16 protein-coding genes are annotated in these 15,864 nt (G+C 68.6%); 10 read left to right on the forward strand and 6 right to left on the reverse strand.

Features of this window, described 5'->3' with window-relative positions; translation table 11 throughout:
- Position 1: 1 nt before the first annotated feature.
- From rlmB to L3Q65_RS32750, 6 genes are all read left to right on the forward strand, one after another.
- Positions 2 to 958 carry a 23S rRNA (guanosine(2251)-2'-O)-methyltransferase RlmB gene (gene rlmB / locus L3Q65_RS32730; RefSeq protein ID WP_182895741.1) on the forward strand — a complete coding sequence of 319 codons (957 nt, stop codon included), beginning with the start codon at positions 2 to 4 and terminating at the stop codon, positions 956 to 958.
- Between the two features lie 481 nt (positions 959 to 1,439).
- Positions 1,440 to 1,565 (forward strand): hypothetical protein, encoded by a 126-nt coding sequence (locus tag L3Q65_RS47425; protein WP_255751076.1) that lies wholly within the window; start codon positions 1,440 to 1,442, stop codon positions 1,563 to 1,565.
- A 412-nt stretch (positions 1,566 to 1,977) separates the two neighbouring features.
- A complete protein-coding gene (locus L3Q65_RS32735; RefSeq protein WP_182895742.1) occupies positions 1,978 to 3,411 on the forward strand; it encodes an MBOAT family protein in 1,434 nt (477 codons plus the stop codon).
- 76 nt (positions 3,412 to 3,487) lie between these two features.
- Entirely contained in the window at positions 3,488 to 3,997 is a 510-nt protein-coding gene (locus tag L3Q65_RS32740) for a hypothetical protein (RefSeq protein WP_237597462.1), read from the forward strand.
- A 124-nt stretch (positions 3,998 to 4,121) separates the two neighbouring features.
- Complete coding sequence (locus L3Q65_RS32745) at positions 4,122 to 4,487, forward strand: hypothetical protein (protein WP_182895744.1); 366 nt, start codon at positions 4,122 to 4,124, stop codon at positions 4,485 to 4,487.
- Between the two features lie 55 nt (positions 4,488 to 4,542).
- Positions 4,543 to 5,247, forward strand: coding sequence for a hypothetical protein (locus L3Q65_RS32750; RefSeq protein ID WP_237597463.1), 705 nt, complete (start codon positions 4,543 to 4,545; stop codon positions 5,245 to 5,247).
- A 162-nt stretch (positions 5,248 to 5,409) separates the two neighbouring features.
- Here L3Q65_RS32750 and L3Q65_RS32755 read toward each other — a convergent pair whose 3' ends face one another.
- The 6 genes from L3Q65_RS32755 to L3Q65_RS32780 are packed head-to-tail and all read right to left on the reverse strand — an operon-like array spanning position 5,410 to position 11,427.
- The gene (locus L3Q65_RS32755) at positions 5,410 to 6,060 is read right to left on the reverse strand and encodes a class II aldolase/adducin family protein (RefSeq protein ID WP_182895746.1); all 651 of its coding nucleotides are present in this window, start codon (positions 6,058 to 6,060) and stop codon (positions 5,410 to 5,412) included.
- Positions 6,061 to 7,509, reverse strand: coding sequence for an FGGY-family carbohydrate kinase (locus L3Q65_RS32760; protein ID WP_237597464.1), 1,449 nt, complete (start codon positions 7,507 to 7,509; stop codon positions 6,061 to 6,063).
- Positions 7,506 to 8,546, reverse strand: a complete 1,041-nt coding sequence (locus L3Q65_RS32765; protein ID WP_237597465.1) for a 2-hydroxyacid dehydrogenase — start codon at positions 8,544 to 8,546, stop codon at positions 7,506 to 7,508. Before L3Q65_RS32765 ends, L3Q65_RS32760 begins: the two co-directional genes overlap by 4 nt.
- A gap of 53 nt (positions 8,547 to 8,599) precedes the next feature.
- Positions 8,600 to 9,055: a ribose-5-phosphate isomerase gene (locus L3Q65_RS32770; protein ID WP_037808168.1), complete on the reverse strand. Its 456-nt coding sequence runs from the start codon at positions 9,053 to 9,055 to the stop codon at positions 8,600 to 8,602.
- On the reverse strand, positions 9,055 to 10,740 hold the full coding sequence (locus L3Q65_RS32775) for a dihydroxyacetone kinase family protein (RefSeq protein ID WP_237597466.1): 1,686 nt from the start codon (positions 10,738 to 10,740) through the stop codon (positions 9,055 to 9,057). Before L3Q65_RS32775 ends, L3Q65_RS32770 begins: the two co-directional genes overlap by 1 nt.
- A 3-nt stretch (positions 10,741 to 10,743) precedes the next feature.
- Positions 10,744 to 11,427 (reverse strand): HAD family phosphatase, encoded by a 684-nt coding sequence (locus tag L3Q65_RS32780; RefSeq protein WP_037808172.1) that lies wholly within the window; start codon positions 11,425 to 11,427, stop codon positions 10,744 to 10,746.
- Between the two features lie 102 nt (positions 11,428 to 11,529).
- Between L3Q65_RS32780 and L3Q65_RS32785 the strand changes: the two genes are divergently transcribed.
- The 4 genes from L3Q65_RS32785 (at position 11,530) to L3Q65_RS32800 (ending at position 15,796) form a co-directional block, all read left to right on the forward strand.
- Positions 11,530 to 12,141 (forward strand): histidine phosphatase family protein, encoded by a 612-nt coding sequence (locus L3Q65_RS32785; RefSeq protein ID WP_237597467.1) that lies wholly within the window; start codon positions 11,530 to 11,532, stop codon positions 12,139 to 12,141.
- 7 nt (positions 12,142 to 12,148) lie between these two features.
- Complete coding sequence (locus L3Q65_RS32790) at positions 12,149 to 12,943, forward strand: DeoR/GlpR family DNA-binding transcription regulator (protein ID WP_182895751.1); 795 nt, start codon at positions 12,149 to 12,151, stop codon at positions 12,941 to 12,943.
- Positions 12,944 to 13,019: 76 nt separating this feature from the next.
- The gene (locus L3Q65_RS32795) at positions 13,020 to 14,351 is read left to right on the forward strand and encodes an MFS transporter (RefSeq protein ID WP_182895752.1); all 1,332 of its coding nucleotides are present in this window, start codon (positions 13,020 to 13,022) and stop codon (positions 14,349 to 14,351) included.
- Positions 14,348 to 15,796 carry an FGGY-family carbohydrate kinase gene (locus L3Q65_RS32800; RefSeq protein WP_237597468.1) on the forward strand — a complete coding sequence of 483 codons (1,449 nt, stop codon included), beginning with the start codon at positions 14,348 to 14,350 and terminating at the stop codon, positions 15,794 to 15,796. Before L3Q65_RS32795 ends, L3Q65_RS32800 begins: the two co-directional genes overlap by 4 nt.
- Positions 15,797 to 15,864: the final 68 nt, after the last annotated feature.

Here is a 15,864-nt window from a genome sequence, read left to right on the forward strand (position 1 = left end):
CATGGCAGGCAACTCACAGCGCAAAGGTGCCATCCGCAAGACCGGCACCAAGAAGGGCGCCGTCGTCGGTTCGGGCGGGCAGCGGCGCAAGGCGCTCGAGGGCAAGGGCCCGACGCCGAGGGCCGAGGACCGGCCGGGGCACAAGGCGTACCGCGCTGCCAACGCCGCCAACAAGCGTGACCAGGCCCGGCAGAAGAAGGCCGACCGGCCGGAGCTGATCGCGGGCCGCAACCCGGTCGTCGAGGCGCTGCGCGCGGACGTGCCGGGCACGGCGCTGTACGTCGCGCTCAACATCGACATCGACGACCGGGTCAACGAGGCCGTCCGGCTGGCGGGCGACAAGGGCATCTCGATCCTGGAGATCCCGCGCGAGGAACTGGACCGCAAGACCAACCGGGCCATGCACCAGGGCCTCGGCCTGCAAGTGCCGCCGTTCGAGTACGCGCACCCGGACGACCTGATGCAGGCCGCGCGCGACTCGGGCAGCACCCCGCTGTTCGTCGCGCTCGACGGGGTCACCGACCCGCGCAACCTCGGCGCGGTAATCCGGTCCGCCGCCGCGTTCGGCGCGCAGGGCGTGCTGTTGCCGGAACGCCGCAGCGCCGGAATGACCGCGGTCGCGTGGCGCACGAGTGCCGGTACCGCGGCGAAGCTGCCGATCGCGGTCGCGACGAACCTCACGCGCCAGCTGCGCGCCTGGGCTTCGGACGGCCTGATGATCGTCGGCCTCGACGCCGACGGCACCGTCGACATCGACGCCCTCGACCTGGCCGCGGACCCGCTGGTCGTCGTCCTCGGCTCGGAAGGCCGCGGCCTTTCCCGGCTGGTCCGCGAGACCTGCGACGCGACCGTCTCGATCCCGATGGCGGCAGGCGTGGAATCGCTGAATGCCTCGGTCGCGGCCGGGGTGCTGCTGGCCGAGGTCGCCCGCCGCCGCCGGATCGCCGGACGCGTCTGAGTTCGCTGGAATCACCGGCCTGTTATCGCCGATAACAGGCCCGAAGACGCCGCGGCAGGCGTCAGCCCCCGGCGATCTATCGGCTGTTCGGAGGCAAGGACGGCCTGCTCGACGCCATTACTGTTCAGGATTACCTGGAAGCGAAAACGGCTCAGCCTCCCGCCGAGGACCCGCTGGAGGACCTGCGGCGGGGCTGGGACCAGCACCTGGAATTCGGACTGGCCAACCCCGCGCTCTACCTGCTGATGACCATCCGTCCGGGCCCTTCGCCCGCGCCGGAGAAGTCCCTGGAGATCCTCGCGGCGCGAGTCAGCCGCGTCGCTTCAGCCGGACGGCTCCGGGTGCCAGAGTCTCTAGCGGCGGCTTTGGTCCACGCCGCCGGCTCGGGAGCGACTTTGAGCCTGATCTCGACGTCGCCGGATTCCCGCAACCTCGCGGTGTCGGTCGCGGCCGGGAAGCGGCGATCAGCACCGATCGGCCGGTGTCCCGGACCCCCGGGCCAGCCGCGGCGGCTACGGCTTTGCGGGCGGTGTTGCCGCAGGTGTCGGGGTTGAGTGCGGCGGAGAACGCCTTGATGGGCGAGTGGCCGGACCGGATCACCGACTAAGTTCGGCGGAAGGCTCGCGTGTCTTCTGGTTCGCCCTCTCGCGCTGTTGCTTTCCCACGGTTACCGCTCAGCTGTCCCTAGTCTCGGCAGTATCTGCACGGCCACCGGCCTTCTGCCGCTGTCCTGGCGTTGCCGCATCACACCACCGCCGTTCCACCCCAATCGCCGCCCCTCGCGCTGCCGCATCGCGCGCCCACCCGCCCTGCCGCTCAACCATCGCCCCAGGCCACCGCCCCACCGGACTTCCTCGGCTCCCGGCCGCGGTCAGCTTCCCTGCTCGCCCCGCGCGAAGGGCGAAATCCCCCCAAATCCGTCACCCTCGGTGATTCGTGCTGTGATCCGTCGGGCATCGCCCCGCGAAGCCACCCGCTCGGGCTAAGGTCTCCTCCGGAACCGAGGGGGTCCGTCACCGATGTCGTTCGTTTCGCCGCTGTTCTTGTGGTACTTCATGCCCGCGGTGCTGATCGCGGTCCTGGTGTGCCCGCGCAGCTGGCGCAACGGCATCGTCGCGGTCGCGAGCCTGCTGTTCTACACGATCGGCGCCGGCCCGTACCTGTTCCTGCTGCTGCTCTGCATGGCGGTGAACTTCCTGGCCGGACCGGCGCTGGAGCCGAGCCCGTGGGACGTCCGCGGCACGCGCCGGAAGCGGATCCTGATCGGCGTCATCACGCTCGACGTCCTCGTGCTCGTCATCTGGAAGTACGCCGGTTTCGCGACGCAGCAGATCGCGGCCGTCGCGCACTGGTTCGGCGGCGACCTGGGCGTCGCGAACATCGTGGTGCCGATCGGCATTTCCTTCTACACCTTCCACCACATCTCCTACGTGGTGGACATCTACCGCGGCGAGCGGCACGCGCTGCGCAACCCGGTGTCGTTCGCCGCGTACATCGCGATGTTCCCGCAGCTCGTGGCGGGTCCCATCGTGCGCTACCGGGAGATCGCCGACCAGCTGCCGCAACGGCGTTCGCACCGGCTGGACGACATCGCCGCGGGCTTCCCGAGGTTCGCGCTGGGCCTGTGCAAGAAGTCGATCATCGCCGACTCGCTCAGCCCGATGGTCGAAGCGTGCTTCTCCACCCCGGCGAACCAGATGACGTTCACGACGGCCTGGCTCGGCGCGATCGGCTACACCCTGCAGTTGTTCTTCGACTTCTCGGGTTACTCGGACATGGCGATCGGCCTCGGCCGCATGCTCGGCTTCCGGCTGCCGGAGAACTTCGCCCGCCCGTACTCGTCGGTGACGATCACCGAGTTCTGGCGCCGCTGGCACATGTCGCTGTCCCGCTGGTTCCGCGACTACGTCTACATCCCGCTGGGCGGCAACCGCTCAGGCGCCGGAAAGACGTACCGGAACCTGTCGATCGTCTTCGTGCTGACGGGTTTCTGGCACGGAGCGCAATGGACGTTCCTGATCTGGGGCTGCTACCACGGCGCACTTCTGGTCATCGAACGCCGCTTCCGCCTCGGCGACGCTCCGGCCAGCCCGGTCGCCCGCATCGCCCGCCGTTTGCTGACCCTGATCCTGGTCGTGTTCGGCTGGGTCTTCTTCCGCTCAGCCGACCTGGGCCACGCGCTGTCGATGATCGGCCACATGCTGATCCCGGATTTCGGCGGCCTCGGCGACGTCGTGGAAAGCGCGCTGACGAACCAGCGGCTGGTGATCCTGCTGCTGGCGCTGATCGTGTTCGTCCTCCCGGCCCACCCGGTGACCGGCCCGCTGCTGGAATCGTCCCGAACCCGCGGAGCGACGGCGCTCCGGATCGGGGTCATGACGGTGGGACTGGTTTACGCGGCGATCTTGGTGGCCACGGGGACGTTCAGCCCGTTCCTGTACTACCAGTTCTGACCGCCGCGCCGTGCCTCTTGGCGGCGCCCATTCATTCTGATTGACGCCCGGGACGGCCGGACGCGAGGATGGCCGAATGGGGTTGGCAGTCAGTCGCGACGGCGGACAACGGTTCCGTGATCAGCATTTGAGCGCGTGGGACTTCACAGCTGATGCCGTGCTGGTTCGCTGCCCTCGTTGTGCGCACTGCGCGAAAGTCGTCGTCAAACCCGGCACGCCGACGACTGAACATCCGGTGCGGTCCCCTCGACGGCTGGCGTGCGGTCGTTGCGGCTGCGTTCAGGATGCCCGAGATCCTGTCCAGCTCGGGCCGGCCTATCCCGGAATCGTGCGCGATCCCTTCCTGCGGCAACCGCTGTGGCTGCAAACCGACATCGACGGGCAAGTGTTGTGGGCTTACAACGAACGACACCTCGACTACCTCGAGGCATACGTCGCCGCTCGGCTTCGAGAGGGGTACCTGACCGCGAACCACGCGCGAATCTGGATGGCCATGGCCGACAGACTCCCCACCTGGCTCAAGGCCGCGAATAACCGCGAAAGGATCTTGCGCAGCATCGCTCGCATGCGCACGTCTCTTAGCTGATCGTCCGCACGGCCTGGCGAAGGCAGTTCCGCGTCCGGTACTGGCAGTTTGGCCTTCGCCGCACAACAACCAGCGCACGTCGAGAGTAAGCTTCGCCCGTTGCCTAGCGAGAGGCCCGGAAACAATGACCGACGCGACCGAGCCGCCGGAGCTGGCTTCGACTCCGAATGTAATCCCGTACGTCGACCCGCACAATGGTCCTCGGCGATTGCTCACGATCGACATTTCCACGTTTATGTACCACGCTGGCGCGTACATCCCGTTCGTGGGAATCGACGGTCGGCAGTACGTCGTTTCCTGGGGTGCGGTGTCGTTCGAAATTCCGGCTGACCGCAACGTCCATGTCAGCGTGCACCTGCAGAGCAACCGCGGAACCGGGTACACGCCGTCGCCGTTCGCGTCGATTATTTTGTACCCGAACCCGTTGCCGCAACGCCTGGCGACTCAGTTCGCGAGGGAGGGCATGGGAGCGCTCGTCCCGCTGCCGTAAGCCCGCGGAATGGCCCGCATCGAATAGAATGGAAGAGGGCCACCGAGGGGGAATCATGGGTTATCCCGGCATGCCCGCACCTGCCGGCCAAGCGCGGATCCCTGCCCTGGTGCTCGCGGGCGTGCTCGAGATCATCGTGCTGTGGGCCGAGGCCGCGACCATGATCAACCACAGCTGGAACAGCGGGAGCTATGTGCATCCACTGCTGGCCGTGCTGAGTATCGCGGTGCTGGCCGGAGCGGTACTGCTCGCGACGCGCGGTCTGCGGCCCCCTCACTTCCTCGTGGTGCCTGCCGTTGCGCAAACGGTGGTGGCGATTGTTTCGTTGTCGCGCTTGCTTTCGCGGCACGTGCTTGCCGTCGTGGAAACTCAGACGGGAGTTGCCGCGATCGTCGCGGGGCTGGCGGCGATCGCAATGCTGCTGCCTCCGGTCGCCAAGCTTCTTCCGGGCGCGCAACCTGCCGAAGCGGGCTACGGTCCATCGGCCTGGACGGCACCGAGCGCGCAGTTCACACCGCCGGGGTATGCCGGGCAAGTTCCGCAAGCCGGGTACGCGCCGCAGCCTGGCGCGGATACCCCGGGCAGCCTGGGTTTTCACCACAGCCCGGTGTTCCCGGGCAGACCGGCGTTCCACCGCAGCCCGGTGTTCCCGGGCAGACCGGCGTTCCGGCGCTGCCTGGTGCTCCTGCGCAGCCGGGGTATCCACCACAGCCCTCGGCCTCGGCCCAGTCTGGATACCCGGCGCAACCCGGGCTGGTGAATCCCTTGCCGCAGAACGGCTACCCGCCCCAAGCGCCCCCACCACAGCCTGGCTACCGGTCCCAGGTGTCCCCCCGACACAGCCTGGCTACCCGCCACAGCCCGGGTATCCGCCAGCCCAGGGCGGCCAGCAAGGCGAGCCGCCACCCGCTTCCTGATCAGGTCAGCGTTGACCGTATCCCTTCAGTTTTTCCACCACGTGCTCGATTTCCGCTGGCGGCAGCAAAGTGGGGGTGCCAGCGGAGCGGGCCAGCAGCCACAGTTGGCAGACCCATTCCAATTGCTGCGCCCGGCTGTACGCACTCGTCAACGAATCGCCATAGGTGATCGTGCCGTGGTTGGCCAGGAGGCAGCCTCGGCGGGCGTCCAGGGCTTGCAGCATCGCGTCGGCCAGTTCGGTGGTGCCGTAGGTCGCGTACGGAGCCACTCGGGCGGTCGGGCCGATGGTGGCGAGCATGTAGTGGATCGGCGGGACTTCGGCGACCAAAGTGGACACTGCGGTGGCGTGCACCGAATGCGTGTGCACGACCGCGTTCACCGGGGCGGATTCCGGATCGGTGGCGCGGGTGTACACGGCCAGGTGCATCGGAAGTTCGCTCGTCGGCTTCAATGCGCCGTCGGCGATCTTGCCGTCGAGATCCACCACGGGGATGTCAGCGGGGGTGAGGGCGGCGTAGTCGACGCCGGTCGGGGTTACCGCGACCAGGTCGCCAGCCCGCGCCGACACATTGCCTGACGTCCCGACGACCAAGCCGTCCGCGGTCAGGCGGCGGGCGTACTCGCATACCGCGGCACGCTCGTTCTCCAGGATCATTCACAGCCTCCACAGTCCGCGCGCGGCAGACAAGGAAGCCTGGTAGTCGGCGTAACCGCGCTCGTAGTCAGCCACATTCTCGGACCGGGCCTCGACCGTTCGCGAGTTCGCGGCCCAGCGTTCCCGATCGTACGGCGTTCCCAGCGCGTCCGCGGCGGTGAGCACGGCACCGCGCGCGCCGACGCCGGGATCGCTCGGGATCACGACCGGACGGCCGAGTACGTCAGCGAAAATCTGCAGCCATTCGGGCGAACGGACTCCTCCGCCGCAGGCGTAAAGCTGCCCCGACAGACCGGCGGCGTCAAAGCAATGCCGCGCGGCGTAAGCGATCGATTCGCACAGCGCCCGGACCAGGTCGGCCCGGCCGGTTTCGAGGCTCAGCCCGGAGAACTGTGCGCGCGCTCCGGCGTCGACGAACGGTGCGCGTTCGCCCGATACCGAAAGGAACGGCAGTGCGCGTACCCCGCGAGCACCTGGCTTGCTGCTCGCCAGCAGCGGGTCGATTTCCTCGACGCTGATGCCCAGCAACTCGCAGGCCCAGTCGATGCCTGCCGTGCCGACCATCGCGGGCATCGCGTGCAGGTATTCGTGCTCGTCAGGCGTGCACAGGAACATGCCCGCGGGTTCCGCCTCGGGATCGAACGTCGGGTCGGAGGTGAGCACCTGACAGGCGAGCGTGGTCCCAGCGGTGAGGATGCCGTCGCCCGGTTTCCGCACACCAGCGCCGATCGCGCTGGCTGGCAGATCGAATGGTCCTGCGGTGACAGGCAATCCCACTGGCAGCCCGAGTAATTCGGCACCGCGCTGGTCGAGGCGGAACACTGACTTCGCCGGGGCTGGTTTCGCGAAGAGCGACCGGCGATGGCCCAGCCCGCAGGCCTCGATCGCGCCGTCGTCGTAGCTGCGCGTGGCCGGGTTCAAGAACGGCAGCGACGCGTCCGAGACATCGACCGTGATCTCGCCGGTAAGCCGTTGCAATACCGCGTCCACGCAGTATCCGGCCACCGCGGCACGGTCGAGCACCTCGGGTTCCTGAGTGTCCAAATAGGACATAATGGCCGCGGTGCAGCCGGGGAACATGCCGGAACCGGTGCGGCGGAAGACTTCCGCGGTCACGCCATCGGCCTGCCATTTCGCGAGCACCGTGTTTGCCCGGCCGTCGAGCCACGAGATGGCCGGGTGCACTGCCGTGCCCGCTTCGTCGCGGAGCCAGAGCCCGTCGCCTTGCCCGGTCAACGCCAACGCGGACACCGGCTCGGGCAGCGCCGCCGCGACCTCGCGCACCACCGTCGCGACCGTGCCGACGACCTGGTCGAGATCCTGCTCGACCCGGCCACCGGGCAGATGGTGCACCTCGGACGGCGTGCACGCGCTCGCGATGGAGCTGCCGTCCTCGTCGAACACCACGGCCTTGGTGAGCGACGTCCCGATGTCGACCCCGACAATCACGGCCGTCGCTCCAGCACCTCAGGATTCGCGAGGTTGGCCAACTGCTCGCCACGGGCGTACCGGCCGACTTCCGCGGCGACGATCGCGGCCGCTCGCTCGGCGGTCTGCCTGCTCGCGCCGGCGAGGTGCGGGGTCGCGATCACGTTGGGCGCGTCGCGCAGCGCCCAGTCCGCGGGCGGCGGTTCGACGTCGTAAACGTCGAGGGCGAGCGCACCGAGCCGGCCGGAACGCAGGGCGTCGGGAAGCGGCGCGTAGTCGAGCAGGCCACCGCGAGCGGTGTTCACGAGGACCGCGCCTTCTGGCAGGAGGGCGAGTTTGCTCGCGTCGATGAGGTGCCGGGTCTCCTCGGTGAGCCGTGCGTGCAGGCTCACGACGCGGCTCTGCCGGAGCAGTTCGTCAAGCTCGACGAGCTGTGCGCCATCGGCTTCGACAGCGGCACGGTCGGCGTAAGGGTCGGCCACCAGGACGTTCGCCCCGAACGCGACGAGCACCTTGGTGACCCGGGACCCGATCGCGCCGTACCCGACGAGCCCGACCGTGGTGCCGCCCAGCTCCAGCCCGGCCTGGTCGTAGGCGTAGTAGTCGCCGCGCCAGGTGCCGGCGAGCAGTTCGGCCGAGGAGGTCGAGATCCGCCGCATCGCAGCGAGGATCATGCCGACCGCGAACTCGGCCGCCGCACCCGCGTTGCGTCCCGGCGCGTACGTGACGGCGACTCCGGCCTCAGTGGCGGCTACGAGGTCGACGTTCACCGGCCCGCCGCGGCACACCGACACGAGCTTGAGCTCTGGCGCGGCAGCGAAGACCTTCTTGGTGAACGGGGCCATCTGCGTGACGACGGCCTCGGCATCGGCGAGTGCCTCGATCACCTGGTCTTCGGTACCGCTGGCCTCCAGCACGTTGCCGACCGGCCCGAATGGCTCGACCGGCCACGGCAGCGTCAGCTCAGCGACCTCGTGGTCGCCGCCGAGCTCCGCGCGGACGGCTCCGGCCAGCAGGCCGGGGCTGACGAAGTGGTCTCCCGCAGCGAGAATGTGCAACTCTGCTCCCTCACTCGCTCTGTGCCGATTGTGCGCCACGACGGACGCCTAGGTCAGTGGGCGTTCTCGTATTCGGTGATGTGCGCGACCTTGGTCGCGCTGGCCGACGCGGGATCGAAGCGGTATCCGACCCATTCGGCCACGATCTTCTTCGCCACCTCAGGACCGATCGCCCGCGCTCCGAAGGTGATCACCTGGCAGTCGTTCGATTTGATCGACCGCTCGGCGGAGTACGAATCGTGCGCGACCGTCGCCCGCACGCCCGGCACCTTGTTCGCCGAGATCGCCATGCCGATGCCGGTGCCGCACACCAGGACGCCGCGGTCTGCCTCACCGCGTGCGATGGCTTCCGCCGCGGCCAGTCCCAGCAACGGGTACGCCCGGTCGTCCGCCGCGTCCGGCACGCCGAGGTCGGTCACCTCGGCGACTCGTTCGTCGGCCTGCAGCAGGTCGCGCAGCTGGTTCTTCAGTTCGACTCCGGCATTGTCGGCCGCCACCACGATGCGCATCAGTCCGCGCTCCTTTCCAGCTCCTCGCCGACAGCCGTGACCAGCAGCGAGAACGACACCGCACCCGGGTCCGAATGACCCTCGCTCCGTTGCGCGAGCCGCGCCGCGCGTCCCTTCGCCGGACGCAAGTGCGCGGTCTCCTGCGCGCCTACGACCGCGGCTCCAGCGGCTTTCCGCCAGGCTTGCACTACTTCCGAACCCGCCTGCTCCCGCAACGTGGCCCGGAACGGCTCGATCGCGTCGAGCATTGTCTTGTCGCCCAGTTCGGCTTTGCCCAGCTCGCAGAACGCGCGAACCGCGCCGTCGACCGCGTCGGCGAGCATCGCCGTGGTGATGTCCCCGGCTTCGGCACCGCTCAGACCGGCACCGGTTTCCGCCAGCAGCACGCCGTACAGCGCGCCCGAGGCACCGCCAGCCGCATCGGCGAACGCCGTACCGGCAGCCAGCAGCGCACCGGAAACCGTGTCCGGTTCGCGCCGCGCGGCAGCGACGGCGGCACGCATGCCGCGGGTCATGCCGAGCCCGTGGTCTCCGTCCGCGGCCACCGCGTCGAGCCTGCCCAATTCCGCTTCGTTGTCTTCGATGCTGAGCAAAGCCGCGGTGAGAACCCGATCGACCACACTGGTCCCTGGAGCCTCCGCGGTCAGCAGCTCGTCCACTGTGGACTCAAGCTCGACCGTGGCCAGCTCGGCACCGCTGGTGCGGTAGCCCGGGGTGTCACACGGCGCGGCGTACAGCTCGGCCAATTCGTCGTCCAGCACCAGGATCGACAGCGAAACCCCGGCCATGTCGAGCGAGGTGACGAACTCGCCGACCTCGGAATGCACCGGGCTGAGCCCGGCCTGGGCGAGCCGTTCGTGCACGCGGGTGTAGGTGACGAACATTTCCTCGTACTTGGTGCGGCCGAGCCCGTTCACCAGCACGACCACCCGGCCGTCCCCGTCCGGCAGCTCTGGCAGGAGACCGTCGACCAATTCGTCCGCCAGCTCCGCCGCGGACAACCGGCCCACTGTGCGTACGCCCGGTTCACCGTGAATTCCGAGGCCCAGTTCCATTTCCTGGTCCGCGACTGTGAACAGCGGCGCGTCCGCACCGGGCAGCGTGCAACCGCCGAACGCGACGCCGAACGTCCGTGTGCGAGCGTTCGCCTTGGCCGCGACCTCATATACCGCGTCGAGGCTGTAGCCGCGCTCCGCCGCCGCACCGGCGATCTTGAAGACCAGGAAATCGCCCGCCACGCCGCGACGTCGCCCCGGTTCGGTCGCCGGGCCGCTCGCGATGTCGTCGGTGACCAGGATGGTGCGGCTAGGGATGCCCTCCGCCGCCAGCCTGCGTGCGGCGAGTCCGAAGTGGAGCACGTCGCCTTGGTAGTTGCCGAAACCGAAGAGCACGCCAGCGCCGTTGTCCGCCGCCCGCGCCGTGCGGTAGACCTGCTCGGCACTCGGGCTCGTGAACACGTCGCCGACGACCGCGCCGTCGGCCAGACCAGGGCCGACGAGGCCCGCGAACGCCGGGTAGTGACCGCATCCGCCGCCGATCACGACCGCGACCTTCGAGCTCGCCGGAGCCTCGCGGCGGACGACGCCGTAAGCGTCCGGCACCTTCTGGACCGTGCGGCCGTACGCGGTGACGAACCCGTCCAGCCACTGCCGTTTGAACGTGTCCGGAGAACCCAAGGTGGTCATGGTTCAGTCCCTCGCAGCCACCGGCTCGCCGGCCAGGTAGGCCAGGAGCTTCAGTCGGACGTCGTCATTGCTTTCGGCCACCGCGCTCGCCAGCTCCAGCGCGTCCGGCTTCGGCGGGTACGTCGGGTTGGGCAGCGCGATCACGGTGAGCCCGGCCGCGGCCGCCGCCCGGATGCCGTTGCTGGAGTCCTCGACTCCGAGACATTCGCTGCCTGATTTGCCGAGCCGGGCCGCCGCTTCCAGGTACACGTCCGGGTTCGGCTTGCCCCGCGCGACCTCGGCGCTGGACACCGTCGCGGTGAACTCGCCGGTGAGCTGGTGCTTTTCGAGCACCGCGTCGATCACCCGGCGGGCCGCCGACGACGCGAGCGCGACCGGGACCCGCTCGCTCACCTCGCGCACCATCGCGCCCGCACCGGGGAGCAACGGCGCTTCGCCCGCGTCGATCGAGGCGATCATGCCGTCGACCACCGCGCGTTCCACTTCGTCCGCCTGGTCCGGCACCCCGCACCGGCGAGCGAGATAGCCGGCCCATTCGGGCGCGCTCATGCCCTGCACCGAGGCCGTGTCCTCCGCCGTCCACTCGACCTGGTGACGAGCGGCGAAAGCGACCCAGTTCTCCTCCCAGAGGTGTTCACTTTCCACCAGGACACCGTCGAGGTCGAACACCACCGCGTCGAGAGTCATCCACCAGATCCCTTCAGAGAGCGAGCCCGTTTCACACGAGCAATGTTAAGTTAACAGCGACGATGAGAAGTTCGCAAGAGTATTCACACAAGGAGGGCGCGAGTGGGCGCACGGCTGCTGCTGGCCAGGCACGGGCAGACCGAATGGCACGCGGAGAACCGCTACGCGGGCACCAGCGAGGTAGCGCTGACCGAAGAGGGGCTCCGCCAGGCGGACGCGCTGGCCGCGTACGCCCGCCGGGTGAAACCGGACGCGCTGTTCTGTTCACCGCAACGACGTGCCCTGCGCACGATCGAACCGGCGGCCGAGGCGCTTGACCTGGTCCCGGAAATCGTCACTGACCTGCGGGAAACCTACTTCGGCATCGCCGAGGGCCGCACGCGCGACGAGGTGCGCGAGACGGATCCCGATGCGGTCGAACGCTTCCTCGCCGATCCGATCGCCGGCGCGTTCCCCGGTGCCGACGATCCGGCCGAGGCGGCCGGGCGCGGGGCTCGCGCGCTCCGGTCGATTGCCGCCGCGACCAGCGGAACCGCCCTGGTCGTCGCGCACAACACGCTGCTGCGGCTCACGCTCTGCCAGCTGCTCGGCATTCCGCTGTCCCGCTACCGCAGCGTGTTTCCCCGCCTGGACAACGCGGCCGTCACCGAACTGGAGGTGAGCGGTGACCGAACCGCCCTGGTGCGCTTCAACCTCCCAGTGGAACCGCGATAATCACGGCATGTCGAGCGAAAAGCCTGCCGCCCATCCCCGCGAGAACCGTCAGCAGAAGCTGACCGAGCACGTGTTCCGGCAGGGTTCGGCGACCATCGGCGAGCTCGTCGACCTGCTCGGCGTCAGCATGATGACGGTGCACCGGGACATCGACGAACTGTCCCGGCGCGGCTTGGTCCGGAAGTACCGCGGCGGGGTCTCGGCGATGCCGTCGACAGTGTTCGAGAGCAACGCCGAATACCGGATGAACGCGCACGTCGACGCCAAACGGGTGATCGCGATGCACGCGGTGGAGCAGGTCGAACCGGGCATGTCAGTGCTGCTCGACGATTCCACCAGCGCGCTCGCGCTGGCGAGGCTCCTGGTCGACGTGACGCCGCTGACCGTGGCCACGAACTACCTCGCCGCGATCGACGTGCTCAAGAACGTGCACGAACTGCGGCTGATCTGCATCGGCGGCGACTACTCGCCCACCCACGATTCGTTTCTCGGCATGCAGAGCATCGAGTCGATCGAGCGGCTCTCGGTGGACATCGCGTTCGTGTCCACCTCGGCGATGAGCACGTCGATGAGCTTCCACCAGGAGCCCGAGATCGTGATGATCAAGCGGGCGATGCTGGCCGCGGCGCGACACAAGGTGCTGCTGATGGACCACAGCAAGATGAAGCGCACGGCGCTGCACCGGCTCGCCCCGCTGGACGACTACGACCTGCTGATCGTGGACGAGGGCGCCGATCCGCACTACGTCGACGAGATGCGCAGCCGGGTCGAGGTGCAGGTCGCCGAAGATCCCGAGAACTGATCGACGTCATAACACTCTTGCGTGCGAAGTTCACACAGTCCATGATACGTTGGATCTCGACGTCATGGAGGCGTGTATGAACGAGTCGGCAACAGCGGAGTTGCCCAAGACGGGCTTCGGGCGCTTGCTCACGAAATGGGGGCTGCCCGCGCCCCTGTTCCTCGGGTATGTCGGACTGCTCCTGTTCATGATCGGCGACGGAGTGGAGTCCGGTTTCATCGCGCCGTACATGGCGGACAACGGCGCGGGCACGGAAATCAAGGCGTCGTACGTGATCACCGTGTACGGCGTCGCGGTCATGCTGGCGTCGTGGCTGTCGGGCGCGCTGTCCGAACTGTGGGGACCGCGCCGGGTCATGGTCATCGGCCTGGTCATCTGGCTGGTGTTCGACGCGCTGTTCCTGACGATCGGCCTCGCCGGCGGGAACTACGCGGCGATGCTGATCTGCTACGGCATCCGAGGCTTCGGCTATCCGATGTTCGCGTTCGGGTTCCTGGTGTGGATCACCGCGGTGGCCCCGGTCGCCCGGCTCGGTGCGGCGGTCGGCTGGTTCTACTTCGCCTTCACCGGCGGCCTGCCCACGCTCGGCGCGCTCGTCGCGAGCTTCACCAACCCGCTGTTCGGCCACTACGGCACGCTGTGGGTGGCGGTCGTGCTGCTCGGCGTCGGCGGTCTCGTGGCGGTGCTCGGCGTCCGGCAGCGCACGGGGTACCGCAGGCTCGCGCCGCCGGACGTGAAACCGGTGCAGAGCCTGGTTTCCAGTGTCTCGATCGCGTGGAAGAAGCCGCGGGTCGGCGTCGGCATGATCGTGCGGGTCATCAACACCGCGCCCGAATTCGGCATGCTCGTGTTCTTCCCGACGATCTTCATCTCCCAGATCGGATTCGGGGAAAGCCGCTGGCTGCTGCTCGTGTCGGTGATCTACGGGACGAACATCTTCTTCAACCTGATCTTCGGCGTGCTGAGCGACCGGATCGGCTGGCGCACCACGATTTTCTGGTTCGGCGCGATCGGCTGCGCGATCTCGATCCTGCTGCTGTACTTCGTGCCGGTCGCGATGGGCTCGCAGTACTACTGGCTCGCGCTGATCGTCGGCGCGCTCTACGGCGCGACGCTCGCCGGGTTCGTGCCGATCTCCGCGCTGTTGCCGTCGCTGGCCCCGGAGCACAAGGGCGGCGCGATGGCTCTGCTGAACCTCGGCGCGGGTGCGGCCGCGTTCGTCGGACCAGCGATCGTGTCGCTGTTCCTCGGGCCGGCCGGTGCCGCCGGAGTCGTCATCATCTTCGCCGCGCTGTATCTGGTGGCCGCGGTGCTGGTGCGATTCCTGAAGCTGCCTGAGGAAACCGAGAAAGCACTCGCGAACGACGGCAGCTTGCAAGACGTCGAAGAGAGGGTCAGCACGGCGTGAACGAGCAGGTCTCGGTCGGCATCGACGTCGCCACCGCGGGGGTTCGCGCCTTCGCGGTGCGCGGCGGCTCGGTCCTCGCCACCGCATCGGCGTCGCTGCCGGCGCCGGTGCGGGCGGGCGATGGCCGCAGCGAACAGGATCCGTCGGCGTGGTGGCCCGCGGTCGGTTCGGTGCTGAACGAGGTCACTGCCGCGCTGCCCGGACGCGGCGCGGAAGTCTCGGCGGTGGCGATCGCTGCGACGTCCGGAACGATCGTCGGCGTCGATGCCGCAGGCGAACCAGTGACACCCGCATTGATGTACGACGACCGGCGCGGAGCGGATTACAACGCGAAAGCCGTGGAGCTCGGTGCCGAACGATGGCGGAAACTGGGTTCAGGCGTCTCGCCGACCGCGGCGCTCGGCCGGATCGCCTGGCTGGCCGAGCACACCGAGGCGGTCGCCGTCCGGCACACGCCGGAGATGATCGCGGCGAAACTGACCGGACATCCGGTCGCGGCGGATTGGTCGCACGCGCTCAAAAGCGGTTACGACCCGCTGGCTGAGGAATGGCCGGCCGAGGTGTTCGCCGGATTGGGCGTGCCGGACGGGATGTTGCCGCCGGTGGTCGCGCCGACGCGCGTGCTCGGCGAGATCTCGGTGCCGGTCGCCGGATTGCCCGCCGGATGTCTCGTGGTGGCGGGCATGACGGACGGATGCGCCGGACAACTGGCCGCGGGCGCGGTCGAACCGGGGCGGTTCGTGGGAATTCTCGGGACCACGTATGTCCTGAAGGGAGTCACGGAATCGTTGGTACCGGACCCCACGGGAGTCATGTACAGCCATCGGCATCCGGACGGCTGGTGGTTGCCCGGCGGCGCTTCGAACACCGGCGGCGAGTCCGTTTCGGACAGTCCGCGGCTCGCTGAGCTGGATGCGGCCGCCGCTGCGCGCGGTCCGGCAGAGGCGGTGGCTTTCCCGTTGCGGCGCAAGGGAGAACGCTTTCCCTTCGCACACGGTGACGCGGCAGGTTTCGTGCTCGGCGACCCAGTTGACGAGGTCGAGTTGCATCGGGCTCGCCTGGAGGGGGTCGCCTTCCTGGAGCGGCTCGCCTTGGACCACTTGCGGCGGCTGGGCGTGCCGGTTCGCGAACCGCTTCTCGCGGCGGGCGGCGGCAGCAAGAGTCCTTTGTGGACGCAAATTCGGGCTACCGTGAGCGGGCTTGGGTTACGGGTCGCACCGCAGGCGGAAACAGGATACGGCGCGGCGCTCCTGGCGGCGGCGGGGTACACGTCGGGTGGTCTGAGTGCGGTGTGCGCGGGAATGCCGGCGGGGTCGTTGATTGAGCCCGTGGCCGGTGAGGCTGCGGCGATGTTGGTTTCGTACCAACGGTTTTGCCGGAAGCTGAGGGACCGTGGCTGGATTGACGACGAGCTGTTCACCGTGGCGGCGGGGTGCTGCGGCTGAGGCTTGGTATTGCCGCGGGTTCGGTTCGAAGCAGGCACCCGCGCAACCGCCTAAGGAGGAATTGGCCT

This window comes from Amycolatopsis sp. FU40, from assembly GCF_021903635.1.
In the GTDB taxonomy this organism is placed as follows: Bacteria; Actinomycetota; Actinomycetes; order Mycobacteriales; family Pseudonocardiaceae; genus Amycolatopsis; species Amycolatopsis dendrobii.

Bases quoted from the DNA above. Each gene is read 5' to 3' on its own strand.
- L3Q65_RS32740 (WP_237597462.1), top strand. From the start codon at position 3,488: ATGGGGTTGGCAGTCAGTCGCGACGGCGGACAACGGTTCCGTGATCAG.
- rlmB (WP_182895741.1), top strand. From the start codon at position 2: ATGGCAGGCAACTCACAGCGCAAAGGTGCCATCCGCAAGACCGGCACC.
- L3Q65_RS32790 (WP_182895751.1), top strand. From the start codon at position 12,149: ATGTCGAGCGAAAAGCCTGCCGCCCATCCCCGCGAGAACCGTCAGCAG.
- L3Q65_RS32795 (WP_182895752.1), top strand. From the start codon at position 13,020: ATGAACGAGTCGGCAACAGCGGAGTTGCCCAAGACGGGCTTCGGGCGC.
- L3Q65_RS32735 (WP_182895742.1), top strand. From the start codon at position 1,978: ATGTCGTTCGTTTCGCCGCTGTTCTTGTGGTACTTCATGCCCGCGGTG.
- L3Q65_RS32770 (WP_037808168.1), bottom strand. From the start codon at position 9,055: ATGCGCATCGTGGTGGCGGCCGACAATGCCGGAGTCGAACTGAAGAAC.
- L3Q65_RS32775 (WP_237597466.1), bottom strand. From the start codon at position 10,740: ATGACCACCTTGGGTTCTCCGGACACGTTCAAACGGCAGTGGCTGGAC.
- L3Q65_RS32780 (WP_037808172.1), bottom strand. From the start codon at position 11,427: ATGACTCTCGACGCGGTGGTGTTCGACCTCGACGGTGTCCTGGTGGAA.
- L3Q65_RS32755 (WP_182895746.1), bottom strand. From the start codon at position 6,060: ATGATCCTGGAGAACGAGCGTGCCGCGGTATGCGAGTACGCCCGCCGC.
- L3Q65_RS32745 (WP_182895744.1), top strand. From the start codon at position 4,122: ATGACCGACGCGACCGAGCCGCCGGAGCTGGCTTCGACTCCGAATGTA.
- L3Q65_RS32750 (WP_237597463.1), top strand. From the start codon at position 4,543: ATGGGTTATCCCGGCATGCCCGCACCTGCCGGCCAAGCGCGGATCCCT.